Here is a 25936-nt window from a genome sequence, read left to right on the forward strand (position 1 = left end):
ACGCCGCGGCGACCGCCGCCACCGCCCTCGCCTGCGCCACGGCGGGAGGCGTGTTCTTCGCGTTCTCGGCGTTCGTGATGCCGGCGCTCGGCCGCCTCGCGCCCCGCGACGGGCTCGTCGCGATGCAGTCGGTGAACCGGGCGGCGGTGACGCCCCCGTTCATGGCGGTGCTGTTCGGCGCGGCGGCGGGGTGCGTCGCGCTCGCCGCCGGCGCGGTCGTCCGCTGGGGGGAGGACGGCGCGGCGTGGACCCTCGCGGGCGCCGCCGCCTACCTCGCCGGGGTCATCGCCCCGACCGTCGTGTTCCACGTGCCGCGCAACGAGGCGCTCGGCCGGGTGCACCCCGGCGACCCCGGCGCCGACGCCCACTGGCGGCGGTACCTCGCCGCGTGGACGGCGGGCAACCACGTCCGCGCCCTCGCGGGGATCGCCGCCGCGGCGGCGCTCACCGTCGCCGTCGCGGCCGGGTAGTCACCCCGCGGCGGGCTGCGGCGCCCGCGCGGCGGGCACGTCGGCCCCCTCCAGGCGCAGCAGCGCCGCCTTGCGGGCGAGGCCCCCGACGTAGCCGCGCAGCCCGCCGTCGGCGCCGATGACGCGGTGGCAGGGCACCACGACGGGGACGGGGGTGCGCGCGACGGCCCCCGCCACGGCCCGCACCGCGGCGGGCCGGCCGACGTCGCGCGCGAGCTGCGCGTAGGTGACCGTCGCGCCGTGGGGGATGGCGCGGAGCGCCTCCCACACGCGGAGCTCCAGCGCCGTGCCGCGCAGGTCGAGCGGCAGGTCGAAGGCCCGGCGGGCGCCGTCGAGGTACTCGGTGAGCTGTCCGGCGGCGCGGGCGAGGGCGGCCGGGTCGCGGTCGCGGTCGTCGAGGCCGGCGGTCGCGCCGGGGCCGTCCCAGCGCACCGACCGCAGACCGGCGGGACCCGCGACGAGCGTGACGGGACCGAGCGACGTGCCGACGGTCGTCCATGCGGGGCGCGTGGTCATCGTGGTGCCTCCTCGGGTGGGGCGGTTCCACGGGGGGAACGCCGCCCGGTCGTGGCCCGTGAGACCGGCGGTGCGCCGGAGAACACCTCGCGCGTCCAGAGGTGGACGAGCGCGTACGCGCGGAAGGGGCGCCAGGCCTCCGCCCGCTCCTGCGCCTCCGCCGCCGTGCGCACCCCGAGGGCGCGCCGCAGCACCAGGTCGCCCGCCGGGTAGGCGTCGGCGTCGCCGACGACGCGAACGGCGATGTAGTCCGCCGTCCACGGGCCCACGCCCGGCAGGGCCATCAGGGCGGCGCGGGTCGCCGGCCCGTCCGCGCCGTGGGCGAGCCGCAAGCCGCCCGCGACGGCGGCCGCCAGGGCGTGCAGGCTGCGGGCGCGGGCGCCCGTGACCCCCGTCGCCGCGCGCAGCCGGTCGGCGCCGGCGTCGGCGAGGGTCGCGGCCGGAGGGAACGCGTGGAGGCCGTCGTCCACCGGCACGCCGAACGCCGCGACGAGGCGGCCGGTGAACGTGCGGGCCGCGCCGAGCGAGACCTGCTGGCCCAGGATCGTCGACGCCGCCGTCTCGAACCCGTCGGTCGCGCCGGGCACCCGCAGGCCGGGTCGCGCCGCGACGAGCGGAGCGAGCAGGGGGTCGGTGGACAGGACGGCGCCGACGGCGGCGGGGTCGGCGTCCAGGTCGAGCCACCGCCGGAGCGTCACGGCGACGGCCGGCAGGTCCCCCTCCCCGCAGCCCCTCACCGTGACCCCGACCGCCCCGGGGTGGGCACGCAGGTCGGCCGTGACGACGGCGTGCCCGCCGGGGGTGCGCACCACCCGGGTCAGCCCCCCGGCGTCGCGGCGCTCCAGGCCCGGCACGACGTGGGTGCCGAGCATCCGCTCGAGGGCGTCCGCCTCGAACGGCGCGCGGTGGTCGAGCCGCAGGACGTGGACGCGCGCGGTCACGGGGACCACGATGACCGATCCGGCGGGCGCCCCGCCTCAGTCCACGGGACGCTCCCCCACCGCCGGCTCCCGGCCGCCCGTGTCGAGGCGGAAGGGCGGGTACTCGTCGCGCAGCAGCCCCGCGTAGGCGACCACCCGGTACACCCAGCGGTTCAGCCCCATCACGAGGTCGAAGACCCCGCGGGGGTAGCGCCCCGTGAACAGCAGGACGACCGCGGCGATCAGGGTGAGGATGCCGATCAGACCGCCACCCCACCCGGTCCAGCTCCACCCGCCGTCCCAGTCCTGGCCGCCGAGCCACGCGCCCGACCACCAGACGCCACCGCCGAACACGCCGATCACCAGGTAGTGGGGGATCGCCAGCAGCCACGTCTTCACGAGCGCCAGCCCGCGCGAGAGCTGCTCGGGGTGGTCGACCTCGAGCGTCGCCGGGTAGTCGGCCGGGCCGAGGGTGAACGGCGGGTACCGGTCGGTGCCGAGGGCGCTGTAGGAGTAGAAGGCGACGCGCCAGCTCCAGCGCATCACGCCGACGACGAAGTCGAAGATGCCCCGCGGGTAGCGGCCCGTCACGAGGATCGCGACCCACGCCACGACGCTGAGCACGAGCACCGCGATCCAGAGGAACGTCAGGACGATGTAGTGCGGGATCGCCAGGAGCCACTTGACCAGCCACAGCCACCGGGAGAGGTCGTCGTCGAGGCGGCCCTCGATGCGGACCGGCGGGGCGCGGGGCGCGTGGGCGCCCACCGGCGCGGCGGAGGCGGGCGCGGGGGACGCGGGCGCGGCGACCACCGGTCGCCCCTCCCCGTCGCCCGGAGGCGGCTCCCCGCCGCCCCGCGCGCCGAACGCGATCATCGTGACCCCGGTCGCCAGCATCACCAGGCCGACGGCGAGGACGATCCACGCGATGCGCCCGAGCAGGCCGATGCGCACGCCGAGCTGCACGTCGGCCCGGACGACGCGCGACCCGTCGGCGTTCATCGCGACGACCGCCCAGTTGCCCTCGCGGGGCTCCCACTCGACCACCTGGCGCCCGGTGCCCTCGGCCGACGCCACCCAGAAGCCACGCGTCCCGGGGGCCGCGGGGGCGCGTGCCCCGGGCACCCGCGTGTAGTCGGCGGAGAAGGGGTCGGTGTCGAGGTCGGTCACCCGGTCGTGCGGCACCCCGGCCAGGTAGCGCCGGACCGCCGCGTCGGGGCCGATGCCGACGAAGACCGCCCCGTCCGGGGCGGCGGAGGTGGCCGCGACGCGGGTGCGCACCAGGTCGCCGAGGTCGGTAACCCAGCTCGTGTCGTCCCACTCGGCGCCCAGGTCGATCTCGTCGGAGACGATCGCGTACCCCGTCGACGCCAGGCGCCCGGTGTCGGTCGTGAAGTACCCGTCGGCGTCGCGCTGGGTCTCGTGCGCCCACAGCAGCGCCCCGCCGCCGGCGGCCGCGCCCAGGCCGATGAGCGCGAGCAGCGACCCCACCACCAGCAGCACGATCCGTCCACCGCTCACGTGTCCATCCCCGTCCGGTTCATGGCATGCCTCCCCCGTCTGCGCCGTGGCGCGACCGTAGGGCCGCCGCCCGGCGGCGCAATCGGCGCGCGCCGGGAGGCGACCTGCGGGTTTACCCGCGATCCGGCGGCCCGGGTCACGCGTCCCGGCGGATGAAGCGGGCCGCCCCGAGGCCGACGAGCCCCACCACCCACGCCACGAGGACGAGGGACGCGCGCAGCACCGCGTGGTCGCCGGGCTGCTGGGTCAGGGCGTCGTGGATCTCGACGACCGACGACTGCGCCGTCCAGTCACCGACCCGCGGGATCGCCGAGACGGCCGACTCGATCACGAACGCGAACACCAGGGCGATGGTGATGCCGCCCGCCATGCTGCGCGTCAGCAGCGCGAACGCGACGCCGATCGCCGCGTAGGCGACGTTCGAGACGAGCGCCGCCGCCCCCGAGCGCAGCAGGTCGGAGACCGGCAGGTCGGTGTCGTGGGCGGACGCGATCGACGGGAACGCCGCGATCGCGATCGCGTAGACGACGACGGTCAGCACCACCGCGGCGGCGAGCGCGAGCCCCAGCTTGGCGGCGAGCACCCGGGCGCGGCGCGGCTCGGCGGTGAGGACCCTCCGCATGGTCCCCTGGCCGTACTCGAGGCCGACGATCCAGACGCCGAGGATCATCGCGGCGACCGAGGTCGGCAGGTCGGCGCCGAGGGCGACGGCGAGCTGGTCCTCGCCGATGCCGGCGAAGATCGCGACGGTGATCGCCGTCGCGAGGCCGAGGAGCGCCCCGAGGGCGGTCCACCGCGGCGTGGGGAGGGCGCGGAGCTTCAGGATCTCAGCGGTCATGCCGCCACCTCCTCGGCCGTGACGGCCGTCGCGTCGTCATCGCCCGTGAGCGAGAGGAACACGTCCTCGAGGCTCGCGGAGCGCCGGACCAGCTCGCTGACGTGGATGCCGGCCCCGGCGAGGGGCCGGCTGATGTCGGTGCCGTCGGCGATCTCGCCGGACACCGCCAGCGCACCGCCGTCGCCGGCACCCACGGTGAGGCCCGCGGCGGCGAGCACCTCCCGCGCCCGCCCGGCGTCGCCACCCGGCACCCGCACGGTGAAGCCGAGGCCCCCGCCCTGCCCGGCGAGCAGCTCGTCCATGGTCCCCTGCGCCACGAGCCGGCCGTGGTGGATGATCGTCGCCCGGTCGCACATGAGCTGCACCTCGGAGAGGAGGTGCGACGAGACGAGGACGCTGGTGCCGCGCTCGGGCAGCCGGGCGATCAGCTCGCGCATCTCGACGATGCCCGCCGGGTCGAGGCCGTTCGTCGGCTCGTCGAGCACCACGAGGCGCGGCTCGCCGATGAGGGCGAGGGCCAGGCCGAGGCGCTGCTTCATGCCGAGCGAGAACGTCCCGGCCCGCGACCCGGCGCGGTCCGCGAGGCCGACGAAGGCGAGCAGCTCCTCGATGCGCGCCGCCGCGGGGTCGAGGCCCCGCGCGGCGGCCTCGATGCGCATGTTGTCCCGGGCGCTCGCCCGGGCGTAGAGGGCGGGGCCCTCGATGAGGCTGCCGACCCGCCGGACGGCGTCGGCGAAGCCGGCGCCACCGGGGGCCGCGCCGAGCAGGGTCACGCTGCCGGACGTCGGCCGGGTGAGCCCCAGCAGCATCCGGATGGACGTGGTCTTGCCGGCGCCGTTCGGGCCGAGGAGGCCGGTGACCGCGCCCTCGGGCACGTCGAAGGTCAGGCGGTCGACGACGGTGAGGTCACCGTAGCGCCGGCCGAGTTCGTGGAAGCTCGCGAGAGATGTCATGTCCCCAGGCAAGCGCGCGGGACCGGGGCATCCCATCGGCCAGGTGGCCATTCCGTGTCCGCCGAAGGTCGATACGTGGCCCTCCGGCCACGATCACGGGCCGTCGCCGTCGTATCGTCAGGACATGCGCACCCCGGCCACCACCCGGTCACGTCGCGACCTCCTCGTCGACCTCGCCGCGATCGCCGTCGCCGTGGGCGTCGGGCTCCCGATCAGCCTCACCTCCGACGGCCCGGGCGGGCCGTGGCCGGTCATCGACCTGGTCGTCGGGTCGGCGGCGTGCCTGGCCCTGTGGTTCCGCCGCCGCTGGCCCCTCGGCGTGGCGCTGGCGTTGCTGCCGATCGGGGCGGTGTCGGCGATGGGCGGTGTCGCCGCGGGGATCGCGGTGTTCACGCTCGCCGTCCACCGGCCCGCGCGCGTGGCGCTGCCGGTCGCCGTCCTCCACGCGGCGGGGGGCGCGGTCTACCTGGCGCTGTACCCCGACTCCCAGAGTCCCTACTGGGTCTCCGTGACGATGGGGGTGCTGTTCACGGCGGTGCTCGTCGGCTGGGGGATGTTCGTCCGCGCCCGGCGGGAGCTGATCGCGTCACTGACCGAACGCGCCGAGCGGGCCGAGGCGGAGCAGGCGCTGCGGGTGGCGGGTGCCCGGCTCGGCGAGCGGGAGCGCATCGCCCGGGAGATGCACGACGTGCTCGCGCACCGCCTCTCGCTGGTGAGCCTGCACGCCGGGGCCCTCGAGTACCGGCCGGACGCCCCCCGCGCGGACGTGGCGCGGGCGGCGGGGGTGATCCGCGACAACGCGCACCGGGCCCTGGAGGAGCTGCGCGCCGTGATCGGCGCCCTCCGCGACGACGGCGGCAGCGAGCCGGAGCCGCCCCAGCCGACGCTGGCCGACGTGCCGCGCCTGGTGGACGAGTCGATCGGGGCCGGGATGGCGGTGACCCCCGACTACGGGCTCGCGCTGGCGGACGCGCCGCGCGACGCCGGACGCCACGCCTACCGGGTGGTGCAGGAGGGCCTGACGAACGCCCGCAAGCACGCGCCGCGCAGCCGGGTCACGCTGCGGATCGCGGGGGCGCCCGGGGAGGGCCTGCGCGTCGAGGTGCGCAACCCGCTGCCGGTGGGCGCCGCGGCGGCGGCGGGCATCCCGGGGGCGGGGGCCGGGCTGGCGGGCCTCGGCGAGCGCGTGGAGCTGGCGGGGGGCCGCATCTCCCACGGCCGCGCCGGCGGGGGCGACTACGTGCTGACGGCGTGGCTGCCGTGGACGGCGCCCGCGTGATCCGGCTGGTGCTGGCCGACGACGACCCGCTGGTGCGGATGGGTCTCGGGATGCTCCTCGCCGGCGACCCGGAGATCGAGATCGTCGCCGAGGCGGCCGACGGCGCGGAGGCGGTCGCCGCGGTGCGCGCGCACGGGCCGGACGTGGTGCTCGTCGACATCCGCATGCCGGTGATGGACGGCCTCGCCGCGACGGAGCGCCTGCGCGCCCTCCCCGAGCCCCCGCACGTGATCGTCCTGACGACCTTCGACGCCGACGAGCAGATCGTGCGGGCGCTGCGGGCCGGCGCGAGCGGGTTCCTGCTGAAGGACACCCCGCCCGCCGAGATCGTCCGGGCGATCCACGTCGTCGCGTCCGGCGAGGCGCTCCTGTCCCCCGCCGTGACGCGCCGGCTGATCGCCCACATCGCCGACGACGAGACCGACGCGCGGCGGCGGGCGGCGGCGGGCCAGATCGCGGCGTTGACCGACCGCGAGCGCGACGTCGCCGTCGCCCTGGGCCGGGGGATGACGAACGCCGAGATCTCGCGGGAGCTCTACATGAGCGTGCCGACGGTGAAGGTGCACGTGTCCCGGACGATGGCGAAGCTCGACCTGAACAACCGGGTGCAGGTGGCGCTGCTCGTGCACGACGCCGGGCTCGCCTGAGGGTGCCGGCGCCGGGGGCCGACGGGGAGCTGCGGCGGCTCGCGTCGCTGCGGGCGACCCGCTGGTTCACCGACCGCGACGTCGGCGACGGCGACCTCGACCGGGTGCTCGAGGTGGGGCGGTGGACGGGGTCGGCCCGCAACCGCCAGCCGTGGCGCGTCGCGGTGGTGCGCGACCCGTCCCGGCGTGGTGAGCTCAGCCGCCTCGGCGCCTACGCCCGGCACCTGGAGGCCGCCCCCGTCGTGCTGCTGCTCGCCCTCGACACCGCCGGCGGCGGGGCCGACGCCGAGTTCGACGGCGGGCGGCTCGCCCAGTCGCTGATGCTCGCCGCCCGCGCCGTCGGCCTCGGCACGTGCCCCGTCACGTTCTTCCCCGACGACAACGTCGCGCGGGCGACGGCCATCGCCGGGGTGGCCGCGCCATGGCGGGTGCGCACCGGGATCGCGGTCGGGTGGCCGGCGCCCCGCCCCGCCGGGGGCGGGCGGCCGGCGATCCCCCTCGGCCGGCGCCCCCTCGCCGACATCCGGCGCGACCCGGGGGCTCAGTAGCCGGGGGCGTCCGTCCTCTGGACGAGGCGGATGTGGTTGCCGGAGGGGTCCCGCAGCCCCGCGTCGATGCCGTAGGGCTGCTCGGTCGGCTCCTGCGTGAACTCGGCGCCGCGGGCGCGGAGGTCCTCGAACGTCGCGCGGCAGTCGTCGCACTCGAGCATGAAGCCGCCCGTCCGGCCGCGGGCGACCATCTCCAGCACGGACCGGCAGGTCTCCTCGTCGAACATGGGGGGCTCCGGGACGTTCAGGATGAACCCCGTCAGCTCGCCGGGCAGCGCGACCGTCAGCCACCGGTAGCCGCCGAGCTCCGGGAGGGTGACGTCCTCGCGGACCTCGAAGCCCAGCGTGCCGGTGTAGAAGGCCAGCGCCTCCTCCTGGTCGTGCACCCACAGCCCCACGTGGGCCAGGCGCGTCGTGCTCATCGGGACCTCCCGGGTCGTACGTCGTGACGCCCCCGACGCTAGCCCGGTGCCGGAGCCCCCGTCTTCTCCGAACCTGCGCGATCGCGGGGCCGGGTCCACGCCATCACCACGCACGACGGGACGAGCGCGCGCCGGGCGACCGGTGGGTGCGCGGCGCGGTAGGCGGTCGGCGTCATCCCGTGGCTGCGCCCGAAGGAGGTGGTGAAGGAGCCGACGCTCGACAACCCCACCTCCGCGCAGATCCGCGCGACGGTGTGGTCGGTGTCGCGCAGCAACGCGGCGGCGCGCTCCATGCGACGGCTCAGCAAGTACTGGTGGGGCGTCTCGCCGAAGGCCCGCCGGAACGCCCGGGAGAAGTGGGCGGGCGACGCCGCCGCCGCCCGCGCGAGGGCGGGCACGTCCAACGGGTCGGCGTACCGGGCGTCGATCAGGTCGCGGGCGCGCAGCAGGTGGCGGTCGGACGGGACGGGCGCCATGTCCCCATCCTCGCAAGCGCGGCGGCCGCCGTCAGCCGCGGCGGCGGAGCGCCTCGGGGCGGTGGGCCGCCCGGGCGCCCGTCGTCGCGCTCTCGACCAGGTACTGGGGGTCGTCCTCGCTCGCGGCGACGGTGTGGCCCTCGACGTGCGTCCGGGACGTCAGCCGCCGCACCACCGTGCCGTGGGTCGTGCCCTGGGGCGTGTTCCACTCCACGCGGTCGCCCGCCCGCAGATCCCGTGCCATGGGGTCCTCCCTCGTCGTTTGGCCGGGGATACCCGCGCGGGGACCCGCCGATCCGGGGTTGGGAACACCGGGACCGGGGCAACCCCCGCCGCATGGGACGAATGGACGGGAAGGTCGCGATCGTGACGGGCGGCGGCGCCGGCATCGGCGAGGCCGTGGCGTTGAAGCTGGCCGCGGAGGGTGCGCGGGTCGTGGTGAGCGGGTTGGAGGACGACCCCATCGACGACGTCGCACGCACCGCCGCCGGCCTGGGGCCCGGCGCCGTCGCGTGCGCCGGCGACCTCGGGGAGGAGGGCACCGCCGAGCGCTGCGTGGCCGCCGCGATCGACGAATGGGGGCGCCTCGACGTGGTCGTCAACAACGCCGCGACCGAGGCCGACCGCATGTGCCCCGCCGACGAGATGCCGGTGAGCGAGCTCGACCGCCTGTTCCGCGCGAACGCGCGGTCGCTGGTGCTCATGACCCGGGCGGCCCTGCCCGCCCTGCGCGAGAGCCGCGGCGTGGTGCTGACGGCGGGCAGCACCGCCGGCGTGTCCGGCATCCCGAACATGGCGATCTACGGCGCCACGAAGGGCTTCGCCACCTCGTTCACCCTCGGTGTCGCCGCCGAGTCCGCCGCCGACGGCGTCCGCGCCGTCGTGGTGGTGCCCGGCCCGACCGACACCGGCCAGACGCGCCCCGAGGCGGGGCCGCACACCCCGGACGCCGCCCAGACGATCGTGGACTCCACCATCGTCGGACGCCGGGCGACGGTCGAGGAGATCGCGAACGTCTACGCCTTCCTGGCGAGCGACGAGGCCACCTTCGTCACCGGCGTGGTCTGGGTCGTGGACGGCGGCGTCGGCATCTCCCGCGGCCTCCCGGGCCGCCGCGGCGACATCACGGCGCCGCCGGTGTCGCTGCCCGTCCGCCATTCACTCGAGGGATTCGCACACGATCCGGGCGAGAAGCCCGGAGAGGGGAACTGACCGCAATGGGAGTCATCGAATCGATCCGCGGCGTCATGTGGGCGCGCCGCAACCAGCCGGACCAGGTCGCGTACGTGCTGGGGGCCTCTCACGAGCGGTTCGGCCCCGACGACCTGCTGCGCCAGGCCGTGCTCGCCGAGCAGGCGGGTTTCGACGGCATCGCCGCGAGCGACCACATCACGCCGTGGTGGGAGCCGGGTGAGCCCTCCCCCGCCCACTGCGCGAACGCGTGGGTGTGGCTCGGCGCGGCCGGCCAGGCGACGAGCGAGATCTCGATCGGCACCGGCGTCACCGGCCTCGTGCACCGCTACAACCCCGTCGTCGTCGCCCAGCAGCTCGCGACGCTCGAGGTGATGTTCCCCGGCCGCGCGTACCTCGGCGCCGGGTCGAGCGAGGCGATGAACGAGACGCCCGCCGGCATGGACTGGCCGAGCACCGGCGAGCAGCTCCGCCGCACGGAGGAGTCGCTCGAGATCATCACGCGCCTGCTCGACGGCGAGACGGTGACCTACGAGGGCGAGTACTTCCGCACGAAGGGCGCGCGCCTCTACCTGCGCCCCGAGCGGCGTCCCCCCGTCTACCTGTCGGCGTTCCACGAGCAGGCCGCCGAGCTCGCCGGCCGCCTCTGCGACGGCGTCTGGACGCTCGGCGACCCGACGTCGGCGCCGGGGATCCTCGCCGCCTACCGTCGCGGCTGCGACGACGCGGGCCGCGCGCCCGGCGAGGTCATCCTGCAGAGCCTGGCGTCGGTCGCCGCGACCGACGAGGAGGCCCTCGAGACCAGCCGCGAGTGGAAGGCGAGCCTCGCCGACGAGCTCTACACGGACGACATCCACGTCCCGGCGGACATCCAGGCGAAGAGCGCCGACGTGTCGGACCGCACGTTCACGACCGGCAACCTCGTCTCCGCCGACCCCGACACGCACGTCACGAAGCTGAAGCTGATGCGCGAGCTCGGCGCCACCGCGATCGTGCTCGTCAACGCCTCCGGGGCGGACCCGGCCCGGATGATCGACATGTACGGGGCAAGCGTGCTGCCGCGCCTCCGGGAGGGCTGAGCGCCTGATGGCGGAGTTCGACGTGGTGGTGATGGGCTCCGGGTCGGGGGGGCGGGCCGTGGCCGGCCGCCTCGCCGACGCCGGGATGGCGGTGGCGATGGTCGAGCAGGAGCTGGTGGGCGGGGAGTGCCCCTACTGGGCGTGCATGCCGAGCAAGGCGCTGCTGCGTCCGCCGGAGGCCGTCCACGCCGCGCAGGTCGTGCCGGGGGTCCGTGCCTCCCTCGACGACTGGGGGGCGGTGCGGGCGTTCCGCGACGACGTCGTCTCGGGGCGCGACGACTCCGGCAAGGTCGCCGCCTACGCCGACCGCGGCGTCACGATCCTGCGCGGCCGCGGCGCGCTCGCGGGCCCGGGGGCCGTCACCGTCGACGGCGAGCGCCACACCACCGCCCGCGTCGTCGTCGCGACCGGCAGCGCCGCCACGTGGCCGCCGGTCGAGGGCATCCGCGACGTCGGCGCGTGGACGAACCGCGAGGCGATGGAGATGGACGAGGTCCCGGACAGCGCCCTCGTGCTCGGCGCCGGCCCCGTCGGCGTCGAGATCGGCCAGATGCTGTCGCGCTACGGCGCGCAGGTCACGATCGCCGACTCCTCCCCGCGGCTTCTCGGCAAGGAGGACCCGGAGGTCTCCGGCCTGCTCGCCCGCCGGTTCACGGACGAGGGGATCACCCTGGCGCTCGGCACCGAGGCGGTGCGCGTCGCCCCCGCCCCCGGCGGCATGACCCGGGTGGTGCTCGACGACGGCTCCGAGCACGTCGTCGCGCGCCTCGTGGTGGCCACGGGGCGCCACGCCCGCGTCGACGACATCGGCCTCGAGACGGTCGGCGTCACCCCCGGCGACGGCGGCCTGGCCGTCGACGCCCGCTGCCGTCTGGCGGAGGGGGTCTGGGCGATCGGCGACGTGACCGACGTCGGCCAGTTCACCCACCTCGCGTCGTACCAGGGGCGGATCGCGTGCGCCGACATCCTCGGCGAGCCCCGCGACGCGGACTACTCCGCGATCCCGCGGTCGGTGTTCTGCGACCCCGAGGTCGCCGCCGTCGGCCTCACGGCGGAGCAGGCCGGGGAGCAGGGCATCGACGTCGCGACGGCGACGGTCGACCTGGCCGACCACGAGCGCGCATCGACGTACGGCCGCGACGTCGGCGGCCTCGTCGGCCTCGTCGCCGACCGGGGCGCCGGCGTGGTGGTGGGCGCCCACGCGGTGGGCCCGCTCGCGTCGGAGTGGATGCACATGGCCGTGCTCGCCGTCCGTGCGCGGGTGCCGGTGGACGTGCTCCGGGACGTGATCGGCCAGTTCCCGACCTTCGCCGAGACCATCGTCACCGCCGCACGGGAGCTCGACATGTAGGCGGCCCCGGGTGCGGCGGACGCGTACGATGGGCGACTTCGTGCCGGAGCTCCGCTCGCCCATCGACGACCCGGCACGCCTCGATGCCGTGCGCCGCACCCATCTGGTGGGGGGTGACGGGCTCGGCGTGGAGGCCTTCGACCGCCTCACCAGCCTCGCGGCGGCGCTGCTCGACGCCCCCTGGGCGTTCCTGACGGCGGTCGACGACACGCACTCGCACTGGATCGGCGCGGCCGGCCTCCCCGACGGCGCCCCCCGCGGCAACACCGTCGAGGAGTCCTTCTGCCGGTACGTGGTGGAGAGCGGCGAGCCGCTGATCCTGGGCGACGCGCGCACCGACGCCCGGACGCGCGACAACCCGTCGATCGCCTCCATGGGCGTCGTGGCGTGGGCGGGGTTCCCCGTGCGGGCGCCCGGCGGGGAGGTGCTCGGCACGTTCTGCGTCGTCGACGCCCGGACGCGCGAGTGGTCGGAGCGCGAGGTCCAGGTGCTCGGCGCGCTCGCCGACACGGCGCGCACCGAGATCCATCTGCGCCTCGCGCTCGCCGAGAGCCGTGGCGCGATCGTCGCCCTCGAGCGGATGCAGCGGGCCAGCGCATCGCTGCTCGGCGCGCTGTCGTTCGACGACATCGCGGAGATCGCGCTGCGGGAGGCCGTGGAGGTGCTCGGCGCCCGGGCCGCGAACATCGCGCTGACCGACGACGAGGGCACCCGCTTCACCGCCGTCCGCTCCGTCGGCTTCCCCCCCGCCGTGCGCCGTGCGCTGCAGGGCATGGAGATCGACGACTCCCTCCTCTCCGCGGAGGCGGCGCGCACCCGGCGGCCCGTGTGGATCTCGGGCGCGGAGTGGGCGCGCCGGTTCCCCCGGAGCGCCGCCATCGCGGACGAGGTCGGCGACGAGGCGGCCGCCGTGCCGCTCGCCGCCGGCGACCGGCTGCTCGGCGTCCTCGGCCTGGTCTTCGACGGCGGCCGGGTGCGCACCGACGCCGAGCGGACGCTGACCCAGTCCCTCGCCGACCAGTGCGCGCAGGCGATGGAGCGGGGGCGCCTCTACGACCGGGAGCACCGGACGGCCGAGGTGCTGCAGCGCAGCCTGCTGCCGGGGCGCCTGCCCGCGGTGCCGGAGCTCGAGGTCGCCGCCCGGTACCTCCCCTCCGACGACGGCGGCCGCGTCGGCGGCGACTTCTACGACCTCTTCCCCGTCGGGGACGGGATCTGGGGCGCGGTCATCGGCGACGTCTGCGGCAAGGGCCCCGAGGCCGCCGCCGTCACCGCGCAGGCCCGCCACGTGATCCGGGCGGACGCCCGCGGCGGCCACGGCCCGGCGGAGGTGCTGCGCCGCCTCAACACCGTGCTGATCGAGGACGGACGCAGCTTCCTCACCGCCGCGCACCTGCGGTTCCACGCCGGGGCCGGCGGGGTCGCCGGGACGCTCTGCCTGGGGGGCCACCCCCACCCGCTCGTCCTGCGCGCCGACGGCGGCGTCGCGTCACTCGGCGTCCCCGGGACCCTGGTGGGCGTCCTCGACGCGCCGCGCCTGCACGAGGTGCCGTTCGCCCTCGGGGCCGGCGACACCCTGGTGCTGTTCACCGACGGCGTCAGCGAGGCGCGCCGCGACGGCGAGCAGCTCGGCGCCGCCGGGGTCGCACGTGTGCTGGAGGGGTGCGCCGGGCTCGACGCCGAGGCGGTCGCGACCCGGATCGAGCAGGCGGTCCGCGACCACGCCGGCCCCGTCGCGTCCGACGACATCGCCCTGCTCGTCATGCGCCGGTACCGCTAGGCGCCCGTGGCGGGACCCCTCCACCGGCGCTCGAACGGCAGCCGCCACGTGGCGGGCGCCAGCAGGCCGTGCATCGCGCGCGGACCCCACGAGCCGGGGGCGTAGGGCAGCACCTCCGGCGGCTCCTCGATGAGCCCCTGCGAGACCTCCCAGAGCCGCTCGATGCCCTTCGCGTTGGCGAACAGGGTGTGGTCGCCCATCATCGCGTCGTAGATGAGGCGCTCGTAGGCCTCGAGCACCTCCTCGTGGGCCTGGTCCTCGTAGAGCGAGAACTGGAGGCTCTGCTTCACGAGCCGCATCCCCGGTCCGGGGCGCTTGCCGTAGAACGACAGGGACAGGCGCGACGCCTCGGCGAGGTCGAACGTGAGGTGGTCGGGGCCGAACTGGCCGACCCCCGAGCCCGCGGGGAACATGCTCCGCGGCGGCTCCTTGAAGGCGATGGAGATGATCCGCGCACCCTCGGCCATGCGCTTGCCGGTGCGCAGGTAGAACGGCACCCCCGACCACCGCCAGTTGTCGATGAAGCAGCGCAACGCCACGAATGTCTCGGTGTTGGAGTCGTCGGCGACGCCCGGCTCGGAGCGGTACCCGTCGTACTGGCCGCGGACGACGTCCCCCGGGCCGATCGGCAGCATCGACCGGAAGACCTTGTCCTTCTCCTCGCCGATCGCGTCGGGCGCGAGCGCGGTGGGGGGCTCCATCGCGGTGAACGCGAGCACCTGGAAGAGGTGGGTGACGACCATGTCGCGGTACGCGCCGGTCGCCTCGTAGAAGCCGGCGCGGCCCTCGACGCTGAGCGTCTCGGGGACGTCGATCTGGACGTGGTCGATGTTGTTGCGGTTCCAGATCGGCTCGAAGAGGCCGTTCGCGAAGCGCAGGGCGAGGATGTTCTGCGCCGCCTCCTTGCCGAGGAAGTGGTCGATGCGGAAGACCTGCTCCTCGTCGAGCACCGACTGCACCATCGCGTTCAGGGCGCGGGCGCTGGCGAGGTCGGTGCCGAACGGCTTCTCCATGATCACCCGGGCGCGGCCCACGAGGCCGGCGCTCCAGAGCTGGTCGATCACGGTCGACGCCGCGCTCGGCGGCACGCTGAGGTAGTGGAGGTACCGGGGGGTCCCGCCGAGGGCGTCGCGGGCGGCGCCGACGCGGCTCGCCAGCTCCTCCGTGCCCTTCGTCAGGTCCACGTAGGTGAGGCGCCGGGCGAACGCCGCCCACTCGTCGTCGGGGACGGGGCGGCGGCCGAACTCGTCCCACGCGGACCGCGCGAGGTTCCGGAACGAGTCGTCGTCGAGGGGGTCGAGCGAGGCGCCGACGATGCGGAAGTCCGGCATCAGGCCGGCCTGGGTCAGGTGCACCAGCCCGGGCAGCAGCTTGCGCCGCGCGAGGTCGCCGGTCGCCCCGAAGAGGACCACGACGTAGGGCTCCAGGGGGGCGATCGCCGAGACGGCGACGTCATCGGGGTCGTTCCGCGACATCTGCGACGCGACGCTACCGGTGGCGGCGGACGCCGCTCCTCGGCCCGGGGGCCCGAACGGGCCCCGCCACGTGCCGCCGCGGGTCGGGACGGGTGCTTGCCCGTCGCCCGGGCACGGTCGTAGTGTCGGTCGCGGGAGGTCACGCGGCCGGGGTGGCCGCCCGATCCGACGGGGGTGGGACCATGGCCGCGCACCACGGTCGCGAGGACTACTTCGTGGTGGGCGAGGGGCTGCTCGGCGTGACGGCCCCATCGGTGCCGGGCGCCGTCGCGTCGGCGTCGCTCGCGGAGCCCGACCTGCGGGCGTTCCGCTTCTCCCGCCTCGGGCCGAAGGGCCGCGCGATGCCGGAGCGGCTGCGGCGGCGGCTCGCGGCGGCGATGACGATGGACGTCGACGCGGGCGGCCCGACGCTGCGGTCGGCGGTGCCGGCGGGCTACACGTACCTCGGGCAGTTCCTCGACCACGACCTCACGTTCGACCGCAGCCGCCTCCGGGAGGACGCGGTGGTGCCGGTGGCCGACCTCGTCCAGGGGCGCTCGCCGAGCCTCGACCTCGACTCCCTCTACGGCCTCGGCCCGGGACTGACGCCCGCCTTCCACGCCTCGGGGGGGCGGCTCCGCATCGGGGCGACGCGACGGTCCGACTTCCGCACGCCGGGCGTCGACGACGGACCGCGCGCCGGGTTCGACCTGCCGCGGCGGCCCGACGGGAGCCCCCTGATCCCCGATCCCCGCAACGACGAGAACCTCGCCGTCGCCCAGACCCACCTCCACTTCATCCGGTTCCACAACCGCGTCGTCGCCATGCTCGCGGCGGACGGGGTGCCGCCGGGGGAGCGGTACGGGCGGGCCCGCGAGATCGTGGTGCGCCACTACCAGTGGATGATCCGCACCGACTTCCTGCCGCGGATCGTGAAGCCCCAGCTCGTGGACGACGTCTTCACCCGGGGGCGGCGGGTGTTCGAGACGGCGCCCCCGCCCGGGGCCGCGCCGACGATGCCGGTGGAGTTCTCCGTCGCGGCGTACCGCCTCGGGCACAGCATGGTGCGCACCGCCTACGACTGGAACCGGGTGTTCGAGGACGGCGCGGGGAGCCTGTCGCTGCTGTTCGGCTTCACGGGGGGCGGGGGCCTCGGCGGCGGGCCGCGGCTGCCGACGAACTGGATCGCCGACATGCGGCGCCTCTACGACTTCCGCGAGGCGGGCCGGCCGGACCTGCGTCCCATGGTCGGGGGCCGGAGCCGCCTGAACATGGCGCGGCGCATCGACACCCTGCTCGCGAACCCGCTCGCCGACCTCCCCGCCGGATCGACCGGGGGACCGGAGGGCGTCGCGGTGCGACGCAACCTGGCGTTCCGGAACCTGACGCGGGCCAGGATGCTGCAGCTCGCGACGGGGCAGCAGATGCTGGCGCTGATGCGGTCCCGCGGCGTGACCGTCAGCGGCCTCGACGCCGACCGGATCATCCGGGGCAACCGCGGCGCCGACCTCTCGGGCCTCGACGCCGCCCAGCGCCGCCTGCTCGGCCGCGAGACGCCGCTGTGGTTCTACGTGCTCCGCGAGGCGGAGTTCAACGGCGGGCGGATGGCCGGGGTCGGCGGGCGGATCGTCGCGGAGACGTTCCACCGGGCGATCGAGGGCAGCACGATCTCGATCCTCGCCGACCCCGCGTGGAGGCCGACGCTCGGCCCCGACCCCGACACGTTCCGGATGGTGGACCTGCTGCTCGTCGCGGCCGAGGGCCGGGAGGAGCTGCTCAACCCCCTCGGGGGCTGAGGGCGGTCAGATCTGCGGGGGCGGCACCGGGTCGGGCTGCGGGATCTCCGGGGCGCTCGGCGGGTACGGCTCCGGGATGATCGCCGGACCGGGGACGGGCTCCACCGGGTCGGGACCCGGCTCGGGGATGTCGGGCGGGTACGGCTCGGGGATGCTCGGGGGCGTGGGGAACGGGTCGGGTATCGGCTGCGTCGTCATGCCACCCCCCTACCCGGCGCCACCGCGGTTCATCCGCGGCGCTCCCGGGGAAGGTGGGGGCGGAACGTCCCATCGAGGAGGCCCCGTTGCAGAAGGATCCCGCGTCGACCCCCGTCCCGGACGACCGCGAGCCCGGCGTGCCGCCCCACGAGCCGCCCGTCGAGGAGGACGAGGACCGCGCCGAGGAGGACGCCCGCGAGTCGTTCCCGAGCTCGGACCCGCCCGCCACCGGAGGGCCCGGAATCTGACCGTCCGGCTCGGGGAGGGCTCGCGGGGGCGCTCCGGCGCTCGGCTATGATGCGCGCCGTGAACCTCTCCCCGGGCCGTTGACGAACACGGTCCAGATCGTCGCGGCACTCCTGCTGGTGCTGCTGAACGGCTTCTTCGTCGCCGCGGAGTTCTCCCTGGCGCGCGCGAGGATGACCCGCCTCGACCAGCTGGCCGAGCAGGGTCGCGGCAGCGCGGTGCTCGCCCGCGAGCAGGTGCGGCACATCGACCGCTACCTCGCCGCGTGCCAGCTCGGCATCACCCTCGCCAGCCTGGGTCTCGGCTGGCTCGGCGAGCCGGCGTTCGCGCACATCATCGAGCCGGCCCTCGAGAGCATCGGGCTCGGCGAGTCGAGCGCGACCCTCACCGCGGTGATCATCGCGTTCGCGATCATCACGGTCCTGCACGTCGTGGTGGGCGAGCTGGCGCCGAAGACCGTCGCGATCCAGCGGGCCGAGCCGACGGCCCTCAGCATCGCGCGCCCCCTCGAGTGGTTCCGGTGGGTCTTCTCCCCCTTCATCTTCCTGTTGAACGGCGCGGGCAACGCCCTGGTCCGCGCGCTCGGCGTGGAGCCGGCGAGCGAGCGGGAGCTCGCCTCGACGCCGGAGGACCTGCAGATCCTCATCGCCCAGAGCGAGGAGGGCGGCGCGATCGAGCCGGAGGAGGCCGACATGCTGGAGGGCGTCTTCGGCCTCCAGGCGAGCCTCACCCGCGACATCATGACCCCGCGTCCCGAGGTCACCACGCTCGTCGCCGACCAACCGGTCCTGACGGCGCTGACCCAGGCGCTCGGCACCCGGCACAGCCGCTTCCCGGTGCTGAACGGCGACGGGGTGCTCGGCATCGTGCACCTCAGCCAGCTCGCGCGCGGCCTGTTGGAGAGCGGTGAGGACACCCCGTGCGGGGCCTCGTCGGGCCCGCCCTGTTCGTCCCGGAGACCCAGCCGGTCGACGACCTGCTGCGCCAGCTCCAGGCGCGCCGCGCCTCGGTCGCGGTGGTGCTCGACGAGTACGGCGACTTCGCCGGCGTTGTGACCGTCGAGGACGTGATCGAGGAGATCGTCGGCGAGATCGATGACGAACGCGACCGCGCACCCGCCGTCGACCAGCTCCCCGACGGCCGCCTCATCGTGCGCGGCCACGTCCCGATCGAGGACCTCGCCGACCACGGCGTGGAGCTCATCGACGACACCGTGACGAGCGTCGGCGGCCTGGTCTTCACCCGGCTCGGCCGCCTGCCCCGGACGGGGGACAGCGTCACCGCGGACGGCTGGCAGCTCACCGTCGAGGCGACCCGCGGCACGCGGGTGGTGCTCGTCGCCATCGAGCCGGCGGAGGAGCGGGACGAGACCCCCGCCGAGGCCGACGAGGACGACCCCGGCGATTGATCAGGCCGGCGGCGGGGACTCCACGAGCTGGGCGGAGAGCGCCCCGCGGCCGGTGAGGCAGGCGGCCCCGCAGCGGGCGCCGAGGGCGAGGGCGTCGTCGAGGTCGAGGCCGCGGGCGAGCCCGACGGTCAGGCCCGCGGCGAACGAGTCGCCGCAGCCGTAGCTGTCGACGGCCGGGCCGGGCGGCGGGGCCGGGTCCCAGCGGCCGGCGCGGCCGTCGTCGGTGAGGTACCGGCCACCCCGGGCGCCCTCGGTCCAGACGATGACGGCCGGCGGGACGGGCAGCGTGGCGGGGTCGACGGCCTCGGTCGGGTCGCTGTCGCTCGCCACGAGGACGTCGGCGCGGACGCCGCTCTCGATCAGCTGGGTGAGCCGCCGGGTCGGGACCACGAGGTGGGTGGCGCGGCGGGCGGCGGCGACGGTCGCGGAGTCGTGACCGGTGAAGTAGGCGGCGTCGCAGCCGGCGAGGTCGTCCCACGGAAGGGCGTCCTCGATGCGGGCCGACATGGGGCCGCCGATCACGGCGATGGCCCGGTCGCCGTCCTCGTCGGTGGCGCTGAGGGCCCGCGTCTGGGGCTCGGCGCGCCGGGCGGCCAGGACGGTGACGCCCTCGGCCTCGAGCCGCGCGAGGGCGCTGTCGCCCGAGTGGTCGGCGCCGAGGGCGGTGAAGAACAGGCACTCCGCCCCGAGCTTCGGCACCTGGGAGGCGCTGACGCCCCCACCGCCGGCCGGCTCGTCGAAGGGGTCCGCGAGGTACGTGATCCGCCCGGGGCGGGGCATCGGGCCCCGGCCGTGGGTGACCCACTCGAGGTGGCCGACGACCGCCACCCGGGGGCGCGTGACGGGGCTCACCGGGGCCGGATCTCGGCGGGGGCGCCGCGCGCGACGAGCGCGGCGGGCAACGCCACGGAGCCGTCCTCGCGCTGGTGGTTCTCGAGGATCGCGATGATCGTGCGGCCCACGGCGACGGCGGTGCCGTTGAGGGTGTGCACCGTCTCGGTCGCCGATCCGCGCTTCACCCGGGTGCGCAGGCGGCGCGCCTGGTAGTCGGTGCAGTTCGAGCAGGACGTGACCTCGCGGTACGCCCCCTGCGCCGGCATCCACGCCTCGCAGTCGAACTTGCGGGCCGCGGGGGCGCCGAGGTCGCCGACGGCGATGTCGATCACCCGGTACGGCACCTCGATCGCGCGGATGATCTCCTCCTGCACGGCCAGGATGCGCTGGTGCTCGGCGGCCGAGTCCTCGGGCAGCACGAACGAGAACATCTCGACCTTGTCGAACTGGTGCACGCGGAAGATGCCGCGGGTGTCGCGGCCCGCGGCCCCCGCCTCGCGGCGGAAGCACGTCGAGACGCCGCCGTACCGCAGCGGCAGCTCGTCCTCGCGGAGGATCTGGTCGCCGTGCAGGCCGGCGAGGGGGACCTCGGACGTCCCGACGAGGTAGAGGTCGTCCTCGGCGGTCTCGTAGATGGAGGCGCGGTCGGTCGGGAAGAACCCGGTGCCGTACATCGCCTCCTCGCGCACCAGGACCGGCGGGATCACCGGCGTGAACCCGGCCGCCTCGACGTGGTCGAGCGCGAGCGCGACGAGCGCCATCTGCACCCGCACGAGCGGGCCGAGGAGGTACGCGAAGCGGGCGCCCGACACCCGTGCGGCCGCCTCCATGTCGATGATCCCGGCGGCGACGCCGATGTCGAGGTGGTCGCGCACCGGGAAGCCGAACGCCGGGGGGTCCCCGACGCGCCGCAGCTCGACGGCGTCGTCCTCCCCGCCGTCGGGGGCGGCGTCCTCCGCCAGGTTCGGCAGGCCGGCGAGGAGGACGTCGCGCTCGCCCTCCAGGCGCCGCAGCTCCTCCTCCTGGCGCGACAGCTCCTCGCCGAGGCCGCGGGCGGCGGCCTCGAGGTCGCTGCTGTCGGCCCCGCTGCGCCGCGCCTCGCCGACGCCCTTCGAGAGGCGGGCGCGCTCCGCACGGGTCTCCTCCACGCGGACCCGCAGGGCGCGGGCCTGCTCGTCGACGCCGAGCAGGCCGTCGAGGTCGGCGCCCCCGCCACGGCGGGCGATGTTGGCGCCGACACGGTCCCGCTCGGCGCGGATCAGCTTCAGGTCGAGCATGGCCTCAGGTGGTGGCGGGTGATGACGCGGGACCCTCGGCGAGGCCCGCGAGGACCCCTTCGAGGTCGTCGCCGAAGGTGAACGCGCGGCGGAGGCCGGTGATCTCGAAGACGCGCCGCAGCCGCCGGTGGGGGCAGATCAGGCCGAGGCGGCCGTCGCCCGCGCGTACCCGGTTCAGCAGGCTGACGAGGGCGCCGAGGCCCGACGAGTCGAGCAGGCTGACGTCGGTCAGGTCGATGACGAGGGGGGCGGCGACGGCGTCGATGCCCTCCAGGTACTGGCGGAACCCGGCCACCGTGTAGATGTCCAGCTCGCCACCGAGGATGACGAGTGTGACCCCGTCGCGGGTCTCGGTCGTGACGTCCAGGCTCATGGGGCTGATGGTACCCCCGGCCCGGGGGCCGCGCACACGCGGGCCCCGGGCGACGTGACGGGAGTTACTGGATGCTCACGACGTACGCGACGACGTTCTCGAGGTCGGTGCCGCTGACGAGGCCGCCGGGCATCGCGCCCTTGCCGTTCACGACCGTCGTCTCGACGAGGGCCGCGTCGCGGCCGCCGCCGGCGAGCTGCGGGCCGACGCCGCCGGCGTCCTGCCCGTTGTTCAGGTGGCACCCGCTGCAGTTGGTCGCGAAGACCTCCTGACCCGCCGCGGCGTCACCGGCGGCCTCGCCGCCGCCGCCCGCGGTGTCGGTCCCGCCGCCGGGGGCGGCCGGAGCCGTCTCCGCCGGCGCGGTGATGAACTCGCCGTCCGAGTCGGTCTGGAGCGCGCTGTTCGCGACGGTGGCGGCGTCGGACGGGGTCCGGGCCTCCTCCTCGCTGCTCTCGACGCACCCCGCCAGCAGGCCCGTGGCCGCGATGAGGACTACCAACAGAATGGCCATCCAGGACCTGCGCACCATCTCACCCCCGGCTCGCTCGGCGTCGACGGGACGGATCATATGCGGCGGACCCCCAAAGACAACGCGCGTCCGGACATCCGGGGTCATCCATCCCACCGGGGAGGGGAACCCGAGTACCCTGGGTACACGGTGATCCGCGCACTCGACGGCCACGAGCCCGAGTTGTCACCCGGCGCCTTCGTGCACGAGGCGGCCGAGGTCATCGGCCGCGTCCGGCTCGGCGCCGGGGCCTCCGTCTGGCCGCGGGCCGTGATCCGCGGCGACACCGAGGACATCGCCGTCGGCGACGGGAGCAACGTCCAGGACGGCGCGGTGCTGCACGCCGACCCCGGCTTCCCGTGCCGCGTCGGGGACCACGTGACGGTGGGCCACCTGGCCGTGGTGCACGGCTGCACCGTCGGGGACGGGTCGATGGTCGGCATGGGGGCGATCGTCATGAACGGGGCGGTGGTGGGCGCCGGCTCGATCGTCGGCGCCGGCGCGGTGGTCCCCGAGGGCGTGCGGATCCCGCCCGGCTCGATGGCCGTCGGGGTGCCGGCGCGGGTGGTCCGCGCGACGACCGACGACGAGCGGCGCGGGCTGCTCGGCGCGGCGGCCCGCTACGTCGCGATGATCGGGGTGCACCGTGGCGATCGGTGAACCCGGCGTACGCGGGGCGGTCGACCCGGCCCGCTGGCTGACCCGGCTCGCCGCCGTCGCGGCCGACGACCTCGCCGTCGCCCTCGGGGAGATCGCCGAGCGCGTGCACGAGATCTTCCCCGTCGACCTCGTGATGGTCCAGGTCGCCGACGAGACGGGGGCCGACCCCGTCGTCCGCGGGCTCCGGCTGGGGGCCTCGGCCGCCGCGCAGTCGCTCGCGCCCCTCCTGGCGGGCGAGGGCCCGGACGTCATCGGCCTCGCCGACGCGGCCGTGGCGGCGGGCGCGCCGGTGTCGTGGCCCCGCGTCGCGGCGGAGCCCGCCGCGCTGGAGCGCCTCGCCGCCGTCGCCGACGCCGGCGGCCCGGCGGGTGCCCTGCACCGCCTGCTGGCCGACGCGGGCGGGCTGGCGGTGCCCGTGGCGGATCCGCGCGGCGAGGTGATCGGCGCCGTCGCGCTCGTGACGTTGTCGCGCGACGCGCCGCTGCCCGGGGGTGCCGCCGACACCCTGGCGGGACTCGCGCCCCAGATCGCCCTGACGGCGCGCAACCACCAGCTCGCGGCGCGCAGCGCGCGCAACCGGCAGACGCTGGAGGGCGTCATCACCTCCACGCGGATGGGCGTCATCGTGACCGACGTCCGCGGGCGCCTGTCCGTCGCGAACGAGGCGGCCACCGACATCCTCGGCCTGTCCCTCGACCCGCTCGTCGGGCAGTCCATGCGCGGGCTGGTGGCCGAGCGCATCAAGTGGAGGTTCACCAACCCCGAGGACTACGCGGCGCGGGTGCTCGCCGCGCACGACGACCCGGCGGGCGAGGCGCTGCACGAGGTCGAGACGGTCGACGGCCGGGCCATCGAGCACAGCTCCAGCCCCGTGCGGGACCGGGACGGGCGCATCGTCGGGCGGGTCGACATCCTCACCGACGTGACGACGGCGCGGACGGCGCTCACCGACGCGCGGCGCCTGGCGGCGGAGCGCGCCGAGCTGCTCGCCCGGGAGGAGCGCCGCGCCCAGGAGGAGGTCGCGCTCTCGCGGGCGGCGCACCTGCTGGCGTCGGCGATGACGGCCCCGGAGATCCACGAGCACCTGCTCGACCAGGCGCACGCCCTCGTCCCCGGCTGCGAGAAGAGCGCCGTCTTCAGCGTGGACGCCCGTGGTGCGGTGCTCCCCGTCGCCACCCGGGGCTTCTCCGAGGCGACCGTCGCGAAGATGACGTTCCGCACCGGCGTCGGCACCGTCGGGAGGGTGATGGCGGACCGGCGGCCCTTCGTCTGCGGCGACACGGCGGTGGACGACCGCATCTCGACCCGCATCACCGGCCCGGAGGGGATCCGGTCGTTCATGCTCGTGCCCCTCGTCCACGGTGACCGGGTGCTCGGCATGGTCAGCCTCAACTGCCTGTCGCCGCGCGAGTTCGGCGAGCGGGAGGTCCGCCTGGTGACGGCGCTCGCCCGCCACGCCGCGGCGGCGCTGCGCAACGCGCTGCAGTTCGAGCAGGAGCGCCACATCGCCCAGACGCTGCAGCAGGCGCTGATCGCCGAGGAGCTGCCGCGGATCGACGGCCTGGAGCTCGCCGCGATCTACCAGCCGGCCGCGGGCTCCCTCGTGGGGGGCGACTTCTACAGCGCCTGGCCCCTCTGCGACGGCCGCCTCGCGGTCCTCGTCGGGGACGTCTCCGGCAAGGGCGTCGAGGCCGCCGGCGTGACGGCGATGGTGCGGTACATGGCGGAGGCGCTCAGCCAGCACCAGCACGAGCCCGCCGGCCTGGTGCGCGAGCTGAACGACCTGCTGTGCCCGCGGATGGCCGACGGGTCGCTCGTGACGCTCGTCCTCGCGGTGGTCGACACCGACGTCGGCGAGGTGAGCTGGTGCAGCGCCGGCCACCCGCCCCCGGTGCTGCTGGAACCCGGCGGCGGGTACCGCACCCTCGAGGACCCCGACCCGCCGTGCGGCGTCTTCCCCGGGCAGACGTACCACCAGGGGATCGAGGCGTTCCCGGCGGGGGCGTGCCTGGTGCTCTACACCGACGGCCTGATCGAGGCGCGCCGCCAGGGGCGGGAGTTCGGCGAGGCCGGCCTGCGCGACGCCCTCCTCGCCGCCCGCGGCGGGACGCCGGAGGCGCTGGCGCGGGCCGTCCACGCCCGCGCGCGCGACTGGTCGGGCGGGCGCCTCAGCGACGACGTCGCCGTCGCCGTGGTGCGCCGGGTGCCCTAGGCGGCGGGGGCCCGCACGAGGTCGACGTCGCCGAGCGTCAGGCGGTCGCCGCCGGCCGTGATGCGCAGGGGCCGCTCCAGCGCCGCCAGGAGCCGCACCTCGAGGTCGTTCCATCCGGGGGGACCCGCCATGCGGGTCGTCATGAGGGGACCGGCGGTGAGCACGTCCCCGTCGACGGCGTAGGGGCCGGCGAGGCGGTTGACGCCGCCGCTCCCCGACACGCGGCCGGCGCCGTCGAAGACGAGGGAGGGCGGCTCGCCCCCCTCCGGCACCGGCGTCCCCCCGACGGCGACGACCACCCACGCGCCGGCGAGGGGGTCGCCCCCGGTCACAGGTGCTCCGCGAGCGCCTCCACCAGGAAGCGGGTGTGGGCCTGCAGCATCGCCGCCTGGCCGATGCGGTTGACGACCTCGGGGCTGGCGACGGCGTCGGGGCCGCCCCGGTCGATCTCGGCCTGCTTGGCCTGGCGGTCCATCGCGAAGATGGTGTCGGCGAGGCGGGTCTGGCGCGCCCCCATCCAGGCGAGGACGGGTCCCGCGACGGGGGCGTGCCCCTCGCGCGCGTCGTCGAGGCCGTCGAGGAACACGCGCGTCCACGCGGCGACCCGGACACGGCGGTCGAGGGTGGACCGCATCGCCGGGTCGTCCTGCGCCTCCGCGCCGAACTGCAGGTCGACCTCGAAGGCGTGCGCCTCGCCGACCCGCCGGATCTCGGCGTCGACGTCGTCCTCGCGGGCGGCGAGCAGCGCCGGCAGGCCGGCGGCGAAGCGCTCCAGGGCCGGCGCCGCCGCGGGTGCGGCGTTCGCGGCGAGGGCCTCGGCGACGAACCCGAGGTGGGCGCGGACGGCGGGGTCCCCCGCGGGCGCGAGGTCGTCCTCCCCCGCCGCCTCGCGGTCGAGCAGATCGCGGAGGCGGCCGGGGTGCGACTGCATCCACACCAGCAGGCCGCGCGCCGTCGGGTGTGGAGCCGTGCTCATGCG

General features: G+C 76.0%; 30 protein-coding genes. 14 read left to right on the forward strand and 16 right to left on the reverse strand.

Translation table 11 applies throughout. The features are described from left to right. Positions 1-50: 50 nt before the first annotated feature. A complete protein-coding gene (locus tag IU369_RS16635; RefSeq protein ID WP_217922101.1) occupies positions 51-470 on the forward strand; it encodes an anthrone oxygenase family protein in 420 nt (139 codons plus the stop codon). On the opposite strand, the gene IU369_RS16640 is transcribed toward IU369_RS16635, so the two are convergent. The 5 genes from IU369_RS16640 to IU369_RS16660 all read right to left on the reverse strand — a co-directional run bounded on the left by IU369_RS16640 (position 471) and on the right by IU369_RS16660 (position 5218). Continuing rightward, positions 471-986: a methylated-DNA--[protein]-cysteine S-methyltransferase gene (locus IU369_RS16640; RefSeq protein ID WP_217922102.1), complete on the reverse strand. Its 516-nt coding sequence runs from the start codon at positions 984-986 to the stop codon at positions 471-473. Next, complete coding sequence (locus tag IU369_RS16645; RefSeq protein WP_217922103.1) at positions 983-1927, reverse strand: DNA-3-methyladenine glycosylase family protein; 945 nt, start codon at positions 1925-1927, stop codon at positions 983-985. The genes IU369_RS16640 and IU369_RS16645 overlap by 4 nt, the downstream gene beginning before the upstream one ends. A gap of 36 nt (positions 1928-1963) precedes the next feature. After that, positions 1964-3427, reverse strand: a complete 1464-nt coding sequence (locus IU369_RS23660; protein ID WP_217922104.1) for a DUF4389 domain-containing protein — start codon at positions 3425-3427, stop codon at positions 1964-1966. A 136-nt stretch (positions 3428-3563) separates the two neighbouring features. Next, positions 3564-4265 carry an ABC transporter permease gene (locus IU369_RS16655; RefSeq protein WP_217922105.1) on the reverse strand — a complete coding sequence of 234 codons (702 nt, stop codon included), beginning with the start codon at positions 4263-4265 and terminating at the stop codon, positions 3564-3566. Then, entirely contained in the window at positions 4262-5218 is a 957-nt protein-coding gene (locus IU369_RS16660) for an ABC transporter ATP-binding protein (RefSeq protein WP_217922106.1), read from the reverse strand. The genes IU369_RS16655 and IU369_RS16660 overlap by 4 nt, the downstream gene beginning before the upstream one ends. Positions 5219-5342: 124 nt before the next feature. Here IU369_RS16660 and IU369_RS16665 point away from each other — a divergent pair, with 124 nt between their 5' ends. The 3 genes from IU369_RS16665 to IU369_RS16675 are packed head-to-tail and all read left to right on the forward strand — an operon-like array spanning position 5343 to position 7692. Next, the gene (locus IU369_RS16665; RefSeq protein WP_217922107.1) at positions 5343-6497 is read left to right on the forward strand and encodes a sensor histidine kinase; all 1155 of its coding nucleotides are present in this window, start codon (positions 5343-5345) and stop codon (positions 6495-6497) included. Positions 6498-6535: 38 nt separating this feature from the next. Beyond that, positions 6536-7144: a response regulator gene (locus IU369_RS16670; RefSeq protein WP_425516832.1), complete on the forward strand. Its 609-nt coding sequence runs from the start codon at positions 6536-6538 to the stop codon at positions 7142-7144. Between the two features lie 2 nt (positions 7145-7146). Then, positions 7147-7692 (forward strand): nitroreductase family protein, encoded by a 546-nt coding sequence (locus IU369_RS16675; RefSeq protein WP_217922109.1) that lies wholly within the window; start codon positions 7147-7149, stop codon positions 7690-7692. On the opposite strand, the gene IU369_RS16680 is transcribed toward IU369_RS16675, so the two are convergent. Genes IU369_RS16680 through IU369_RS16690 form a run of 3 tightly spaced genes read right to left on the reverse strand, consistent with a single transcriptional unit; the run spans position 7686 to position 8834 of the window. Further along, positions 7686-8114 (reverse strand): VOC family protein, encoded by a 429-nt coding sequence (locus IU369_RS16680; RefSeq protein ID WP_217922110.1) that lies wholly within the window; start codon positions 8112-8114, stop codon positions 7686-7688. The two genes, IU369_RS16675 and IU369_RS16680, sit on opposite strands and share 7 nt — an antisense overlap. 38 nt (positions 8115-8152) lie before the next feature. Next, complete coding sequence (locus IU369_RS16685; protein ID WP_217922111.1) at positions 8153-8590, reverse strand: helix-turn-helix transcriptional regulator; 438 nt, start codon at positions 8588-8590, stop codon at positions 8153-8155. A gap of 31 nt (positions 8591-8621) precedes the next feature. Continuing rightward, on the reverse strand, positions 8622-8834 hold the full coding sequence (locus IU369_RS16690) for a hypervirulence associated TUDOR domain-containing protein (RefSeq protein ID WP_217922112.1): 213 nt from the start codon (positions 8832-8834) through the stop codon (positions 8622-8624). Positions 8835-8935: 101 nt separating this feature from the next. On the opposite strand from IU369_RS16690, the gene IU369_RS16695 reads away from it, so the two are divergent. The 4 genes from IU369_RS16695 to IU369_RS16710 are packed head-to-tail and all read left to right on the forward strand — an operon-like array spanning position 8936 to position 13991. Then, entirely contained in the window at positions 8936-9802 is an 867-nt protein-coding gene (locus IU369_RS16695; RefSeq protein ID WP_217922113.1) for an SDR family NAD(P)-dependent oxidoreductase, read from the forward strand. Between the two features lie 5 nt (positions 9803-9807). Further along, a complete protein-coding gene (locus tag IU369_RS16700) occupies positions 9808-10860 on the forward strand; it encodes an LLM class flavin-dependent oxidoreductase (RefSeq protein ID WP_217922114.1) in 1053 nt (350 codons plus the stop codon). A 7-nt stretch (positions 10861-10867) separates the two neighbouring features. Then, complete coding sequence (locus IU369_RS16705) at positions 10868-12211, forward strand: dihydrolipoyl dehydrogenase family protein (protein WP_217922115.1); 1344 nt, start codon at positions 10868-10870, stop codon at positions 12209-12211. Between the two features lie 10 nt (positions 12212-12221). Then, on the forward strand, positions 12222-13991 hold the full coding sequence (locus tag IU369_RS16710; RefSeq protein WP_217922116.1) for a SpoIIE family protein phosphatase: 1770 nt from the start codon (positions 12222-12224) through the stop codon (positions 13989-13991). Here the strand turns inward: IU369_RS16710 and zwf are convergent. Then, positions 13988-15466 carry a glucose-6-phosphate dehydrogenase gene (zwf, locus tag IU369_RS16715; RefSeq protein ID WP_217922117.1) on the reverse strand — a complete coding sequence of 493 codons (1479 nt, stop codon included), beginning with the start codon at positions 15464-15466 and terminating at the stop codon, positions 13988-13990. The genes IU369_RS16710 and zwf overlap by 4 nt on opposite strands. Before the next feature lie 182 nt (positions 15467-15648). Here zwf and IU369_RS16720 point away from each other — a divergent pair, with 182 nt between their 5' ends. Continuing rightward, complete coding sequence (locus IU369_RS16720; protein ID WP_217922118.1) at positions 15649-17241, forward strand: peroxidase family protein; 1593 nt, start codon at positions 15649-15651, stop codon at positions 17239-17241. Between the two features lie 6 nt (positions 17242-17247). Here the strand turns inward: IU369_RS16720 and IU369_RS16725 are convergent, their stop codons facing one another. Next, entirely contained in the window at positions 17248-17439 is a 192-nt protein-coding gene (locus IU369_RS16725) for a hypothetical protein (RefSeq protein ID WP_217922119.1), read from the reverse strand. Between the two features lie 86 nt (positions 17440-17525). On the opposite strand from IU369_RS16725, the gene IU369_RS16730 reads away from it, so the two are divergent. The 3 genes from IU369_RS16730 to IU369_RS16740 all read left to right on the forward strand — a co-directional run bounded on the left by IU369_RS16730 (position 17526) and on the right by IU369_RS16740 (position 19093). After that, positions 17526-17687, forward strand: a complete 162-nt coding sequence (locus IU369_RS16730) for a hypothetical protein (protein WP_217922120.1) — start codon at positions 17526-17528, stop codon at positions 17685-17687. A gap of 78 nt (positions 17688-17765) precedes the next feature. Next, positions 17766-18740, forward strand: coding sequence for a hemolysin family protein (locus IU369_RS16735; RefSeq protein WP_217922121.1), 975 nt, complete (start codon positions 17766-17768; stop codon positions 18738-18740). After that, complete coding sequence (locus IU369_RS16740; protein WP_246551546.1) at positions 18665-19093, forward strand: transporter associated domain-containing protein; 429 nt, start codon at positions 18665-18667, stop codon at positions 19091-19093. The genes IU369_RS16735 and IU369_RS16740 overlap by 76 nt, the downstream gene beginning before the upstream one ends. Here IU369_RS16740 and IU369_RS16745 read toward each other — a convergent pair whose 3' ends face one another. The 4 genes from IU369_RS16745 to IU369_RS16760 form a co-directional block, all read right to left on the reverse strand. Beyond that, entirely contained in the window at positions 19094-19945 is an 852-nt protein-coding gene (locus IU369_RS16745) for a PfkB family carbohydrate kinase (protein ID WP_217922122.1), read from the reverse strand. Continuing rightward, on the reverse strand, positions 19942-21204 hold the full coding sequence (gene serS, locus IU369_RS16750; protein ID WP_217922123.1) for a serine--tRNA ligase: 1263 nt from the start codon (positions 21202-21204) through the stop codon (positions 19942-19944). The genes IU369_RS16745 and serS overlap by 4 nt, the downstream gene beginning before the upstream one ends. Before the next feature lie 4 nt (positions 21205-21208). Next, positions 21209-21577 carry an STAS domain-containing protein gene (locus tag IU369_RS16755; protein ID WP_217922124.1) on the reverse strand — a complete coding sequence of 123 codons (369 nt, stop codon included), beginning with the start codon at positions 21575-21577 and terminating at the stop codon, positions 21209-21211. A 64-nt stretch (positions 21578-21641) separates the two neighbouring features. Next, positions 21642-22145 carry a c-type cytochrome gene (locus IU369_RS16760; RefSeq protein WP_217922125.1) on the reverse strand — a complete coding sequence of 168 codons (504 nt, stop codon included), beginning with the start codon at positions 22143-22145 and terminating at the stop codon, positions 21642-21644. A 90-nt stretch (positions 22146-22235) separates the two neighbouring features. On the opposite strand from IU369_RS16760, the gene IU369_RS16765 reads away from it, so the two are divergent. Together IU369_RS16765 and IU369_RS16770 are read left to right on the forward strand one after the other, a co-directional pair. Then, a complete protein-coding gene (locus IU369_RS16765) occupies positions 22236-22745 on the forward strand; it encodes a gamma carbonic anhydrase family protein (RefSeq protein ID WP_217922126.1) in 510 nt (169 codons plus the stop codon). Then, entirely contained in the window at positions 22732-24957 is a 2226-nt protein-coding gene (locus tag IU369_RS16770) for a SpoIIE family protein phosphatase (RefSeq protein ID WP_217922127.1), read from the forward strand. Before IU369_RS16765 ends, IU369_RS16770 begins: the two co-directional genes overlap by 14 nt. Here the strand turns inward: IU369_RS16770 and IU369_RS16775 are convergent. Both IU369_RS16775 and IU369_RS16780 read right to left on the reverse strand, forming a co-directional pair. Further along, complete coding sequence (locus IU369_RS16775) at positions 24954-25289, reverse strand: META domain-containing protein (protein ID WP_217922128.1); 336 nt, start codon at positions 25287-25289, stop codon at positions 24954-24956. The genes IU369_RS16770 and IU369_RS16775 overlap by 4 nt on opposite strands. Then, the gene (locus tag IU369_RS16780; protein WP_217922129.1) at positions 25286-25933 is read right to left on the reverse strand and encodes a hypothetical protein; all 648 of its coding nucleotides are present in this window, start codon (positions 25931-25933) and stop codon (positions 25286-25288) included. The genes IU369_RS16775 and IU369_RS16780 overlap by 4 nt, the downstream gene beginning before the upstream one ends. Between the last annotated feature and the right edge of the window lie 3 nt (positions 25934-25936).

The sequence above is a fragment of the Miltoncostaea oceani genome (assembly GCF_018141545.1).
GTDB classification, from domain to species: domain Bacteria; phylum Actinomycetota; class Thermoleophilia; order Miltoncostaeales; family Miltoncostaeaceae; genus Miltoncostaea; species Miltoncostaea oceani.